Genomic DNA, 12,728 nt, shown 5'->3' on the forward strand with positions numbered 1-12,728 from the left:
GGAAATGGCCACCATCCCGCAAGTCGATCACCCGCTGGACGACCCGCGCGAGCTGGTTCTGACCCTTCGCGGCATCTCCAAGAATTTCGGTGCCGTATCCGCCCTCACCGACGTCGATCTCGACGTGCATGCCGGCGAAGTGGTCGCGCTCGTTGGCGACAACGGCGCCGGAAAGTCCACGCTGGTAAAGATCCTTGCCGGCGTGCACCAGCCCACCTCCGGCACGATTGCCTTCGGCGGCGAACATGTCGTGCTCTCCGATCCGTCGACCGCGCTCGGCCTCGGCATCGCCACCGTCTTCCAGGACCTGGCGCTCTGTGAGAATCTCGATGTGGTCGCCAATATCTTCCTCGGACGCGAACTCAATCCAACCCGGCTCGACGAGGTTTCGATGGAGGTCCGCGCCTGGACGTTGCTGAACGAACTGTCGGCGCGCATCCCGAACGTGCGTGAACCCGTTGCCTCCCTGTCGGGCGGACAGCGTCAGACCGTGGCAATTGCGCGCTCGCTGCTCACCGAGCCGAGGCTCGTCCTGCTCGATGAGCCGACCGCCGCGCTCGGCGTCGCCCAGACCGCAGAGGTGCTCGACCTCATCGAGCGTGTGCGCGGCCGCGGCCTCGGCGTCATCATGATAAGCCACAATATGGAGGATGTGCGCGCAGTCGCCGACCGGATCGTGGTACTACGTCTCGGCCGCAACAACGGCGAATTCGGACCCGATGCGTCCAACCAGGACCTCGTCACTGCCATTACGGGTGCCGACGAGAATTCGGTCTCCCGCCGCGCCGTTCGACGCCGCGCTCTCCAATCGCCGGAGGTGCCGTCATGACCGACAACGCGCGACGGGGTTCGACCACGCGGCTCCTGGACCGCAGCGACGAGCGCTTCAAGCATGCGGACACGATCGCCACCACGATCAGTGCGTTTGTGGGCCGTGTCCGATCGGGCGACCTCGGCTCGCTGCCGGTGGTTGTCGGACTGGTCGTGATCTGCACGGCGTTCCAGAGCCTCAACCCGGTCTTCCTGGCGCCGGATAATCTGGTCAATCTGCTGTTCGATTGCTCGACTGTGGGCGTCATTTCGCTGGGCATCGTTTGTATCCTGATGGTCGGAGAGATCGACCTTTCGGTCGGTTCGGTGAGCGGTTTCTCCTCCGCGCTTGTAGGCGTGCTTTGGGTCAATCAGGATTGGCCGCTCGCGGTGGCGATCGTTACTGCGCTGGTGCTGGGCGCCTCCATCGGCGCGCTCTACGCATTTTTGTTCAACCGGCTAGGCATGCCGAGCTTCGTCTCGACGCTGGCCGGTCTGCTGGCATGGCTGGGGCTGCAACTCTACCTGCTCGGTTCGTCCGGCTCGATCAATCTCCCTTACGGATCGCCGCTGGTCAATTTCGGGCAGATGCTCGTGATGCCGCCGATCGTATCCTATCTGCTGGCCGCGCTTGCCGGCCTCGTCGTGTTCGTGACCGGCTATCGCACGGCCGCGCGCCGGCAAGCGGCGGGGTTATCGGCAAGTTCGCTTGGCCGCATGCTGCTGAAGGCAGTGCTGGTCACCATCGCGCTCGAATTCATCGTCTACTATCTCACTCTCGGGCGCGGCGTTCCATGGATGTTCGGTCTGTTCGTCGGCTTGTGCGTGGTCATGAACTACGCGTTGACGCGCACCAAATGGGGCCGTTCGATGAGCGCGGTCGGAGGTAATCGCGAGGCCGCCCGCCGTGCCGGCATCAAGGTTCACCGGATCTATGCGACCGCCTTCATGCTGTGCTCCACGCTGGCAGCCGCCGGCGGTATCCTTGCCGCCGCGCGGCTGGCATCTTCAAGCCAGCAGGCCGGCACTGGAGACGTGAACCTCAACGCGATCGCCGCGGCGGTCATCGGCGGCACCAGCCTGTTTGGTGGCCGTGGGAGCGCCTATTCTGCCCTGCTCGGCATCGTCGTGATCCAGTCGATCGCCAGCGGCCTCACGTTGCTGGATCTCTCTTCGTCGCTTCGGTACATGATCACAGGCGCGGTACTTGCCATTGCGGTCATCGTCGACTCGCTGGCACGGCGCTCGCGCATGTCCCATGGCCGAGCTTGATCAACTCTTCATAAGAGGACAGACCGTGGGCCAGGAACTTGCAGGAAAAGTCGCCGCGATTACCGGCGCCGCGTCGGGCATCGGCCTCGAATGCGCCCGAACCCTCATCGCAGCAGGCGCGCGGGTCGTGCTGGTCGACCGGGCGGCGGATGCGCTGAGCAATGCCTGCTCCGAACTGGGCGATTGCGCGATCCCGCTGTGCATCGACTTGACCGATCCGGCGAGCATGGCAGGCATGATGCCGCAGCTGCTGGAAAAGGCAGGCGCGCTGGACATCTTCCATGCGAATGCCGGCGCCTATGTTGGCGGTGAAGTCCTCGGCGGCGACCCGGACGCCTGGGATCGCGTGCTCAACCTCAACGTCAACGCGCTCTTTCGGTCCATCCACGCGGTTCTGCCGCATATGGTCGAGCGCAAGAGCGGCGACATCATCGTCACGAGTTCGATCGCCGGTCTCGTCCCCGTGGTCTGGGAGCCGATCTACACCGCCTCCAAACACGCCGTGCAGGCTTTCGTGCACACTGTGCGCCGGCAGGTCGCCAAATATGGTTTGCGCGTCGGCGCCGTGGCGCCCGGCCCCGTCGTGACCGCGCTCATCAGCGACTGGCCGAAAGAAAAACTCGAGGCAGAGATGGCGGCGGGCGGCCTGATCCAGCCGGCGGACGTGGCGCAGGCGGTGCTCTTCATGTTGACCCGTCCGAGAAACGTGACCATCCGCGACCTCGTCATCCTACCGCAGAGCAACGATCTGTAGGAACTCCGCGATGACCCGCCATTTTCTTGGCATCGATGTCGGCACGGGCAGTGCAAGGGCCGGAATCTTCGACTGCAGTGGAGGACTAATCGCCACGGACAAAGCCGATATCGGACTGTGGCGGGAAGCGGGCGACATCGCCGAACAGTCGAGCGAGGACATTTGGCGTGCTGTATGCCGTAGCGTGCGTGGCGCGCTCGGCAAGGCCGGCGTCGCCGCGGAGACCATTGCCGGCATTGGCTTCGACGCGACCTGCTCATTGGTCGTGCTGGGCAGCGGCGGTGCGCCGCTGCCGGTTGGCCCGTCCGGCGATCCTGCCCGCAACATCATCGTGTGGATGGATCACCGCGCCGCCGATCAGGCCCGCCGGATTAACCGCACGGGCGAGAAAGTTCTCGAGTATGTCGGGGGAGCGATCTCACCCGAGATGGAGACGCCAAAACTTTTGTGGCTCGCGCAGAACATGCCCCGCACCTTCGCGGATGCCTGGCAGTTCATGGACCTGACTGATTTTCTCACCTGGCGTTCGACGGAGAGCCTTGCCCGTTCGATCTGCACCGTCACCTGCAAATGGACCTATCTGGCGCACGAAGGGCGCTGGGATGCCGGCTTCTTCCGTTCGGTCGGCCTCGGTACACTTGCGGACGAGCAGTTTCGCCGGATCGGCACCGAAATCGTTCCCGCCGGCACGCGGCTGGCTGCCGGCCTGACCGCGAAGGCAGCGGCTGACATGGGCCTTAAGGCGGGAACGCCCGTCGCCGCAGGTCTTATTGACGCGCACGCGGGCGGTGTCGGCACGGTGGGCGCGCGCGGCACGGCGGGCACCATGCTCAGTCGCATGGCCTATGTGTTCGGAACTTCGGCCTGCACCATGTCAACCACGTCGGACCCGGCTTTCGTTCCCGGCGTTTGGGGACCGTATTTCTCCGCCATGGTGCCGGGGCTCTGGCTCAACGAAGGCGGGCAGTCAGCTGCCGGCGCTGCGATTGATCATCTCGTGCAGATGCATCCATATTCCGCACACGCGACGCATGCGGCACGTCAAAATGATCAGACCCTCGCCGCCTGGCTTGCCTCCCAAGCGGAAGCGCGGGGCGGCGCGGAATTGATTCCGGAGTTGGTCGGCGATATCCATGTCGTACCCGAATTCCTCGGCAATCGCGCGCCGTTCGCCGATCCCGACGCGCGCGCGCTGGTCGCCGGGCTGGACATGGGCACGGGATTGGAGAGCCTGGTGGCCCTCTATCTTGCCGGGCTGTGCGGGCTCGGCTACGGCGCCCGGCAGATCGTGCGTGCCCAGCAAGACAGGGGCATCAAAGTCGATACGATCGTAGTCAGCGGCGGAGCTGCACAGGCCCGGCTCGTTCGGCAGGTGCTTGCCGATACCACGGGTTTGACGGTCGCCGCTTCGGCATCCGCGGAGCCCGTGCTTCTCGGCTCCGCGATGCTCGGATCGGTCGCTTCGGGCGATCACACCAGTGTCAGCCAGGCGATGGAGGCGATGTCGGCCCTGGGCGAAATCCATCTACCCCAGGCGACTTTGGCAGACTGGAATGAAAGCCGGTCAGGCGCCTTTGAGGCCCTGCAGAACGTTGGCCGAGCCATCAGAACAAGCCGTTAGCTGGCTGCGGCCGAGTCGCGTCTCAAGGCGGCGATACCCCCGCGTCGCGAAGAAGCTGCCCGCGTCATGCGACCCGCGTGTAGGTCGTGGTCATCATGTAGCCCTTGCGCGGACCCGACACCACGTGACGAATGACGAAGCGGCCGTCGGCCAGGAAGGTGTAGCTCGACTGATAATGGTCGAGATTGCACAGATGATCGGCGCTTCCGTTCAAGGCTCCATCATCCGATGCGGAGAGTGAGATGGCGTGAAACAGCCGCAGCGGAGTCTCCTTGAAGAAGACGTCGAATCCCCGGTCGCGCTTGCGGAAGACGTACTCACGCTCTGCCTGAAGCTCGGTCCCGTTTTGGAGCTTCAGGCGTCCCTGCTCGCGATAGGCCAGGCGCTCCACGTCCAACGACGAGAATATCCCAATCCCTTGCATGCGTCCCTGAGCTTCGATGACCCGTTCGAACGACCAGGAGCCGGCCAGCCGGGTCATCACCTCGGAAGCGTCGCCCCAATCTTCGATGATAGTTTCGTTCATATTCTCTCGACCAAACGATGCCCGGTCGAGAACGCGCGTTCGACTTCGCCGGGTCAGTACCTATATCCTGAACACAAAGCGTGTCGATGGTGCGAGCAAGTAATGGCCAGGAGACCCACGACAGACATCGACGCCGACGATCTCCCCCGCTATTTCGTCTGGGTTCGCGGCCTCGACGGACCCGAACCGCAGAAATGGGTGGACATGGAGTTCGGCGTCGGCGACTGGAAGCGGCCGCTGGTGCTGGCCTGGCTGGAGCTGCCGGTCGACGAGCGGCGCCTGCCACTGTCGATGCTGGCGCGGCGATATCCGCCGCCGAAGGTGGAGGCGGTTTAGGCGCTCGCCTCACTTGCCCCGTGCCGCAGTGGGCGTCAGGCCGAACCTGCGGCGAAAGCAGCGGTTGAAATAGGAGAGATCGTTGAAGCCGCAGGCGAAGGCGATGTCGCTGATGCGGCCTTCGCGATGGGCGAGCAACTCGGCCGCCTTGCGCAGGCGCAGTTCGGTCAGGCGGATGGTGAAGCCGGCACCGGCCTCGAACACCAGCTCGTTGACGTAGCGCTCGGAGAGACCGGCCGCAACGGCGAGTTTCTGCGCGGAAAAATCCGGCTCATGAAAGCGCGCCTCGAGGATCGACAGCACGGCCTTGAGCCGCACCGCGCGCAAGCCCCGGCGCCGTGCCGCAACCGCGATGTCGCTGCGGGCCCCCAGGCCGATCGCGGCGAGATCGAGCAAATGGGATGCGATCGCCATGCCGGCTTCGTCGGCGGCCGCGGGATGACGAAGCAGCAGATCGCTGTAGTCCATCACCAGCGACAGCGCGCCACCGGGCTCGAGCTCGCAACCGACGAGGTCGTCCACGTCCACGACCATTGCGCGCAGTGAATCGACCGGCAGATGCACGTTGATGAAACGTTTCTGGCTCGCGCCGTCGGCGGCGAAGAACGGCTCGTCGAGCTTGAGCAGCACCATCGATCCCGGCCGCATGGTGAATTCGCGGCCGCGATGGACCACCTGCGAAGAACGATCGCCGGTGTTTCGCGCGAGACAAAAGCGGTCGTCTCCGGTCTCGATCACCTGGCGCTTTTCCCGCCGCACCGTGACGAAGCTGCCGTCGCAGCGGCCGAGCATGGTGGTGCCGATATGGATCGAGTTCATCGTGGCGCGAAACGGCACGTCGGAGGCCGGGTCGAGCTCGCCGGTGTTGGAAAAATGCTCGAACAGCTCGGCGAAACGGATGAAGCGCTGCCGGTCGGACAGATCCTGCGGCAGCATCTCGGTCGAGAGCGACTTCCTGATGACGGACATCGACAAGGGCTTCCGGGAAAGGCTTTTTCGGAGAGAATCGCGCAGACAACAATTGAGCCTTGCAAGCCGGGAGCGAACCCGCGCTGAAGGCTAGCGGTCACAGGCTACCAGTACGGCCACCTGATTCAAGTTGCGCCGGTCAGTCCAAGCCGGCGCGCCGCCGGCGCCGGACAGTCCAAGACGGCCCGCATACCCCCATCCTATTCAGGCGACGGATGCGACATCCCGCCACATGCGAATCGCGTCCGGGCAACCGGGCGGCCCCAGCCTGACGCCCGCTGGAGGAGACAACGACATGCGAACCTCTCTACCCCGCAGCCTCGTGCTCGGCGGCGTCATCGCAACCAGCCTCTGCATCGGCTACGCGCTCGGCGCGCAACCGCACATGGACGAGGCGGTGGCGATCCTGCAATCGGCCCGCGCCGAACTCGTCAAGGCCGAGCCCAACAAGGGCGGCCATCGCGAACGGGCGCTGAGGCTGATCGACCAGGCGATCACCGAAGTGCGCGCCGGCATCGCCTTCGCAGCCACCCACTGAGCAACACAATCCAGGAGAACACAGCATGATACGAACCGTGTTTGCCGCGACGCTCGCGCTCGGCGCAATCGTCAGTTCGGCCCAAGCCATGCCGCTGGCGCCGTTCGGCGCACAAGGCAATGGCGATGTCATCGCGGTCGCCGGCGGCTGCGGCGCCGGCTGGCACCGCGGCCCCTATGGCGGTTGCCTGCGAAACTTCGCCAACCCGACCGCGCATGCCTGCCCGCGCGGCTACCATATCGGACCCGGCGGCGCCTGCCGCGGCAACGGCAGGTAAAAGGCCGACTGCACGGCCGCGTCGCAAAGAGGAGAAATGCCCGGGCCTGACCGGGCATTTCTTTTGACGAGTGTGGCGGAGTTCATAGACAGCCGGAGCGAGACGGCGCAATCCTTCTTGCTACCTCAGCGCGATTGTGGATGAAATACATCCCTTATTTCACGACAGAACCACTGATTGAATTTGAAGGATGCCGGGCGGGCCTAAAGCATCCCAACTGAATTTTCGGAGGAATCCATGTCGCACCGGGATGGGGCGGGACCGGAGCACGCGCACAACAATCCGGATGCCGGCGAGGCCGCACCCGACGCACGGCCGCCGCGCAAGCTGGTGCTGTTCGCCGACGGCACCGGCAATGCCTTCACCACCCAGGAATCCAGCGTCTGGCGTCTCTACGAGGCGCTCGACCATACCAAGCCCGACCAGATCGCCTATTACATCAAGGGCGTCGGCACCGCCGGCTGGGCGCCGTTCGCCGCGCTCGACGGCGCCACCGGCATCGGCGTGCCGGCCAACGTCCGCATGCTCTATCGCTTCCTGTGCTGGAATTGGCGGGAGGGCGACGAAATCTACATCTTCGGCTTCAGCCGCGGCGCCTTTACCGCGCGCACGCTGGCAGCCCTGATCGCAAGCCAGGGTCTGGTGCCGGCGGTGATCGACAAGGTCGCCGTGTCGCATGCCGAAATGCAGCGCAACACGATGGCTGCGTGGCGGGAGTATCGCAAGGGATCGGTCGGCTATCGCAGCCTGCCGACGATCTGGTTCGTGCGCTGGATCCGCGACGTTCTGATCTATCTCTATCACCTCGTTTTCGGGCATCGCTCCTACGCGAGGGTCCGCGAGGCCATGGACGGCCGCAAGGAGGTCAAGATCGAATTCCTCGGACTGTTCGACACGGTCGAGGCGTTCGGCGTACCGATCGAGGAGCTCCGTGTCGCGATCGATTGGGCGATCTGGCCGATCTCGTTCCGAAACTACCGGCTCTCCGACAAGGTAAAGCACGCCTGTCATGCGCTCGCGCTCGACGACGAACGTACCACCTTCCACCCGCTGCGCATCGATCAGGCCAAGCTTGCCGAGGGGCAGATCGTCAAGGAGGTGTGGTTCGCGGGCGTCCATTCCGACATCGGCGGCGGCTATCCGGAATCCACGCTGTCCTTTGTGCCGTTGGTCTGGATGGCCGAGCAGCTCGGCAACCAGCTCCGTTTCCAGGACGGTACGATCGCGCGCTTCCGCGAGTACCAGTCGGCGATCGGACCGAGGCACGATTCGCGCAGCGGCGCGGGGGTGCTTTACCGCTACGGCCCGCGGCCGATCCACGACCGGGTGGAGGATGGCGGGCCGCCGGTGGTGCATTTCGGCGTGGTCGAGCGCATGCTGCACGGATGCGACAATTACGCGCCGCTGACGCTTCCGGCAAATGCCAGGGTGCTGCTGCCGGACGGACAGGTGCTGCCGCTGACGCGGGACGAAACGCGCAAGGCGATGAGATCCGCCTACGCGAAGAGAGAAGGCGATGGCCATAAGGCCGCGGAAGCCGACGCCTTCATGGCGATGAGCCCGCCGAATCCCGAGATGGCGCGGCAGGTCCTCGACACCGTGTGGTGGCGCCGCTTCGCCTATTTCTCGCTGCTGATCGCGCTCGGCATCCTCGCCGCGTGGCCCTGGATCGCGCGTTCCGTCGTGGGCTCGACCAAGGAGCACGGGCTCGAGGATACCACCCTGCTCAAATGGATCACGGCGATCGACAACGGCACGAGCACGGTCGTCAAGCCGTTCGCCGATCTGCTCGCGAGCGTGCTGCCCTCCTACGCGGCACCATGGCTTGCGATCGCGCTCTATTATCCTTTCGTCACCACGGTCCTCGTCATCATCATCCTGATCGCGTGGAACAGGAATGCGGCGCTGCGCGACAGCATCCAGGAACGCGCCCGACTGGCGTGGTACCGGCCCGACCGGATGGCATCGCGAAGCCGGGTCAGCAAATCCGGCTGGTTGCTCGCGATCGGCCGCTGGATGCGGCTGCATGCCTGGCCGGTGCGCATGGCCTTCACCAACGTCCTGATGCCGGCGATTTTCCTCGCCGCCATTTTCGGCTCCGCACTGCTGTTGCTGTCCCGCGGCTATCTCGATTGGCGCGCGGGCGTCGGCGACTTCTGCAAGAGCAGCGCATCGGTGCGTGCCATCGGCGACACGCCGGTGACGGCGCGCGACGGCGAACTGTTCGACGTCAGCGATTTCTGCTGGCCAAGCCGCCTCGCGGTCGAGAAGGGCCGCAAATACCGCGTCTGGATTGAGATGGCCGATCCGTGGTTCGACCGCACCATCATGACCGGCCTGAATGGATTCACGACCCCGCCGGATTCGACCCACCGCCTTGCCGTCCCGATCCTGCGGCTCCAGGGCGCAAACTGGTTCCAGCCGATCGTACGGGTGGGCACGCGCGGATCATACGATCTACCGCTGCAAGCCATCAACGGAGTCCCGGCGAGCGAGCTGCCGCGGCGGGTCAATGCGACGGTGCCGGCCTATGAGGACGAGAGCAAGGACAACTACCCTATCCACATCGAGGACTCCGCGGAGTTCAAGACACCGGGGAGCGAATTGAACCGCGTGTGGAAGCCGTTCGGGGATTTCGAGCAGATCCCCGCCGCGGCACTGCCGGCGGCACGCGCGCTCTGGCGCAAGCAGGGATTGTCCGAACTGTTTGTCGCGGAATTCGAGGCCCCTGAGGCCGGCGAGCTGTTCTTCTATGTCAATGACGCCGTCCAGCTCTTCCCGCGGCTCATCCCCACGCGGCTCGCACCGCGCTGGCTCGTGCCGGTCCAGGGACGGCGAGTCCAGTTCTACAAAAACAACAGCGGAACGGCGACGATCCGGGTCCAGCGGCTGCCCTCGCCCCCGCCCCCATGATTATGGGTGTCGCGCTCGCAACGCCGCGGCTAAGCTTGGCTCACGCGCTGCGGGGGACACGTGGCCGGGACCATGACCATGACGGACCAGGGCGAGACCGGTGAGGCCATCACCATCCTCCTCGTCGAAGACGACGCGCCGACCTGCTGGCGTCTTCAGGACGCACTGCTGAAAGCCGCTTACGAGGTGCGCACGGCCGGTTCGCTCGGCGAGGCCCGTAATGCGCTGGCCGCCGGCGCGCCGCGCGTGCTGCTGACAGATCTGCGGCTGCCCGACGGCCATGGCGTCGAGCTGATCCGCGAGACAAGGCGACGCTTTCCGGACACCGAGATCATGGTGATCTCGGCGCTTGGCGACGAGGAAAGCGTGATCTCCGCGATCACCGTCGGCGCCACGGGCTATCTCTTGAAGGACGCCTTCCCGTCCGACATTGCCACCACTGTACGCGATCTCGTCGCCGGGCATTCGCCGATCTCGGCCTCGATCGCGCGCTTCATCGTGCGGCGAACACAAAGCTCCGCTGAGCCGCCGCCCGGGCCCGCGCTCAACACCGCAAAACTCACGCCGCGCGAGATCGACATCCTCTGGGGCATCGCCAAGGGGTTCAGCTACGCCGAGATCGCGAGCCGTCTCGGCCTGTCCAGGCAGACCGTGCCCGGCCACATCAAGAACATCTATCGCAAGCTCGAGGTGCACACGCGCGGCGAAGCGGTGTTCGAGGCCGTGCAGCAGGGCCTGATCAAGCTGTGAGCGATCTTGCCGCGACGGCCGCGATCCCACGGCGCAGGCTGCGGTTGGCGCGTCTGGTGCCGTATCTGCTGATCCAGGCGCTGGTCGTGATCGCCACCATGCTCGGGCTGCGGCTGCTGGAGCCGCGCGACCCCGACGATTTTGCCTTGAACGACGTTTCCCTGCGCGAAGCCGGCACGACGCGGCCTGTGACGCTGCCGCATGTGACCGCGTCGCGCTATTCACTGGCCGATCCGCCGATTTACTCGGGCAAGTTTGCTTTCAAGCCCGATGCCGCCGATACGACCTGGTCAGTCTTCCTGCCGCGCTTCAGCAACGGTGTGGAGATTGCGGTCAACGGCGTCGCCATCCTGGACTCCCGGCGCGATCCCACCGCCAACCGGCCCGACCGGAACACGCCGGAGATCGCGGTGATCCCCGTCTCGCTGCTGCGCGACGGCAGCAACGACATCACCGTGCGGCTGTTCGTGTGGGGACCGCTGCGCGGCTTTCTCGACACCGTCTATGTCGGGCCTGACGCCGCCCTGCGTCCCGCCTACGAGACGCGGACGCTGCTGTTCGTCACGCTGCCCGTGGTGTTCTCCGCCTGGCAATCGATCCTCGCCGTCATTCTCGCAATCATGTGGCTGATGCGGCGCCACGAGCCAGTCTATGGCGTGCTGGCGACAGCGATGGTGCTCGGCGTGGTGCAGGCCTTCCTCACGCCGCCGCTGCCGCCGGCCACCTCATCCCGCTTGGCCGGGGTGCTGCTCTCCTCCGCACCGCTTGAGAGCGCGCTGATCGTGGTGTCGACCATGCTGTTTCTCGGCTGGCGCTGGCCGCGTTACGGCGTGCTGCTGTTCGTACCGGGGCTCATCGTGATCGCCGGCGGCCTCATCGCCGGTCCGCCGCTACCGCGTATTCTCTTCCTGCTGCTCGGCATCCCCACGGTCGGGTTCTGCCTCGTCCTGATGGCCGGCATTGCGGCCTACGCCGTGCTCCGGCGCAGGGACGTGGCCAGCTTCGCGCTCGGCTGCGCGGCGACCATCGTGCTGACCTGCTGGGTCCACGATATGCTGTCGGTGTTCGAGATCATGCCCAACGAGCGCACCTTCGTGTCGCGGCTGTCCTATTCGGCGCTGCTGATCGCGATCGGCGCCAGGCTGACCTGGCGCTTCGCCCGTGCGCTGAACCAGGTCGACAGCTTTGCCGGCCAGCTCGTCGCCCGCGTGCGCGAGGCCGAGGAACGGCTGAAGGCGAGTTTTGCACGCGAGGAGGCGCGCGCCCGGGCCACAGCGCTGGCCAACGAGCGCACGCGGCTGATGCGCGACCTGCATGACGGCCTCGGCGGCCAGCTGATCAGCATCGTCGCGCTCTCCGAGCGCGGGCACGAGGGCGCGACCATCACCGATGCAGCGCGCGCGGCGCTGAAGGATTTGCGCCTCGTCATCGATTCCATGGACGACATCGGCGGCGATCTCATGCTCGCGCTCGGCTCCTGGCGCGAGCGCGCGGCGATGCAATTGCGGCCGCATGACATCGCGCTCGACTGGAGCGTGGCGACGCCGCAGGGCCTGCCGTTGCACCCTGAACTCAGGCCCTGGCACGTCATCCAGATCGTACGCATCCTGGACGAGGCCGTGACGAATGCAGTCAAGCACGCGACCGCGCGGCACATCATTGTGGCCATCGAGACGCGCGACGACGGCCAGGGGCCGTACGGCGTGATTAGCGTCGCCGACGACGGTCGCGGCTTTGCCCTTCGTGACGACGGTGACGCCGCGGGCGCGAGCCAGACGGCGCGCGGCCTGCGCAACATGCGAGTCCGCGCCACGCGCTGTGGCGCGGTGCTCGATCTGAGCTCGGATGAATCGGGCACGCGCGTGCGACTGCAATTGCCGCAGGTCTTTCCAGACAGCGACCCGGCCGCGGGCTGAAGTCCTCCTTCACCTCGCCCCACGATGTGGGGCGAGGTGAAGAGTC

The 12,728-nt window shown here is 65.5% G+C and carries 12 protein-coding genes; 10 read left to right on the plus strand and 2 right to left on the minus strand.

Going from position 1 to position 12,728, the window contains the following annotated elements:
* Positions 1 to 4 precede the first annotated feature (4 nt).
* Genes ABIA96_RS18360 through ABIA96_RS18375 form a run of 4 tightly spaced genes read left to right on the plus strand, consistent with a single transcriptional unit; the run spans position 5 to position 4,457 of the window.
* The gene (locus ABIA96_RS18360; RefSeq protein WP_354138439.1) at positions 5 to 829 is read left to right on the plus strand and encodes an ATP-binding cassette domain-containing protein; all 825 of its coding nucleotides are present in this window, start codon (positions 5 to 7) and stop codon (positions 827 to 829) included.
* Positions 826 to 2,082, plus strand: coding sequence for a sugar ABC transporter permease (locus ABIA96_RS18365; protein ID WP_354138440.1), 1,257 nt, complete (start codon positions 826 to 828; stop codon positions 2,080 to 2,082). The genes ABIA96_RS18360 and ABIA96_RS18365 overlap by 4 nt, the downstream gene beginning before the upstream one ends.
* A gap of 25 nt (positions 2,083 to 2,107) precedes the next feature.
* Positions 2,108 to 2,836, plus strand: coding sequence for an SDR family oxidoreductase (locus tag ABIA96_RS18370; RefSeq protein ID WP_354138620.1), 729 nt, complete (start codon positions 2,108 to 2,110; stop codon positions 2,834 to 2,836).
* 10 nt (positions 2,837 to 2,846) lie between these two features.
* On the plus strand, positions 2,847 to 4,457 hold the full coding sequence (locus tag ABIA96_RS18375) for an FGGY-family carbohydrate kinase (protein WP_354138441.1): 1,611 nt from the start codon (positions 2,847 to 2,849) through the stop codon (positions 4,455 to 4,457).
* A 64-nt stretch (positions 4,458 to 4,521) separates the two neighbouring features.
* On the opposite strand, the gene ABIA96_RS18380 is transcribed toward ABIA96_RS18375, so the two are convergent.
* A complete protein-coding gene (locus tag ABIA96_RS18380) occupies positions 4,522 to 4,983 on the minus strand; it encodes a DUF6314 family protein (RefSeq protein WP_354138442.1) in 462 nt (153 codons plus the stop codon).
* A gap of 102 nt (positions 4,984 to 5,085) precedes the next feature.
* On the opposite strand from ABIA96_RS18380, the gene ABIA96_RS18385 reads away from it, so the two are divergent.
* Positions 5,086 to 5,319, plus strand: coding sequence for a hypothetical protein (locus tag ABIA96_RS18385; protein ID WP_354138443.1), 234 nt, complete (start codon positions 5,086 to 5,088; stop codon positions 5,317 to 5,319).
* A 9-nt stretch (positions 5,320 to 5,328) separates the two neighbouring features.
* Here the strand turns inward: ABIA96_RS18385 and ABIA96_RS18390 are convergent, their stop codons facing one another.
* Positions 5,329 to 6,288, minus strand: a complete 960-nt coding sequence (locus ABIA96_RS18390; protein ID WP_354138444.1) for an AraC family transcriptional regulator — start codon at positions 6,286 to 6,288, stop codon at positions 5,329 to 5,331.
* 295 nt (positions 6,289 to 6,583) lie between these two features.
* On the opposite strand from ABIA96_RS18390, the gene ABIA96_RS18395 reads away from it, so the two are divergent.
* From ABIA96_RS18395 to ABIA96_RS18415, 5 genes are all read left to right on the plus strand, one after another.
* A complete protein-coding gene (locus ABIA96_RS18395; protein ID WP_354138445.1) occupies positions 6,584 to 6,826 on the plus strand; it encodes a hypothetical protein in 243 nt (80 codons plus the stop codon).
* 25 nt (positions 6,827 to 6,851) lie between these two features.
* Positions 6,852 to 7,103 carry a GCG_CRPN prefix-to-repeats domain-containing protein gene (locus ABIA96_RS18400; RefSeq protein ID WP_354138446.1) on the plus strand — a complete coding sequence of 84 codons (252 nt, stop codon included), beginning with the start codon at positions 6,852 to 6,854 and terminating at the stop codon, positions 7,101 to 7,103.
* 237 nt (positions 7,104 to 7,340) lie between these two features.
* Positions 7,341 to 10,016, plus strand: a complete 2,676-nt coding sequence (locus ABIA96_RS18405; protein WP_354138447.1) for a T6SS phospholipase effector Tle1-like catalytic domain-containing protein — start codon at positions 7,341 to 7,343, stop codon at positions 10,014 to 10,016.
* A gap of 78 nt (positions 10,017 to 10,094) precedes the next feature.
* Complete coding sequence (locus ABIA96_RS18410) at positions 10,095 to 10,766, plus strand: response regulator (RefSeq protein WP_354138621.1); 672 nt, start codon at positions 10,095 to 10,097, stop codon at positions 10,764 to 10,766.
* A complete protein-coding gene (locus ABIA96_RS18415) occupies positions 10,763 to 12,682 on the plus strand; it encodes a sensor histidine kinase (protein ID WP_354138448.1) in 1,920 nt (639 codons plus the stop codon). The genes ABIA96_RS18410 and ABIA96_RS18415 overlap by 4 nt, the downstream gene beginning before the upstream one ends.
* Positions 12,683 to 12,728 lie beyond the last annotated feature (46 nt).

The organism is Bradyrhizobium sp. LB11.1 (genome assembly GCF_040549385.1).
Classification (GTDB): Bacteria; Pseudomonadota; Alphaproteobacteria; order Rhizobiales; family Xanthobacteraceae; genus Bradyrhizobium.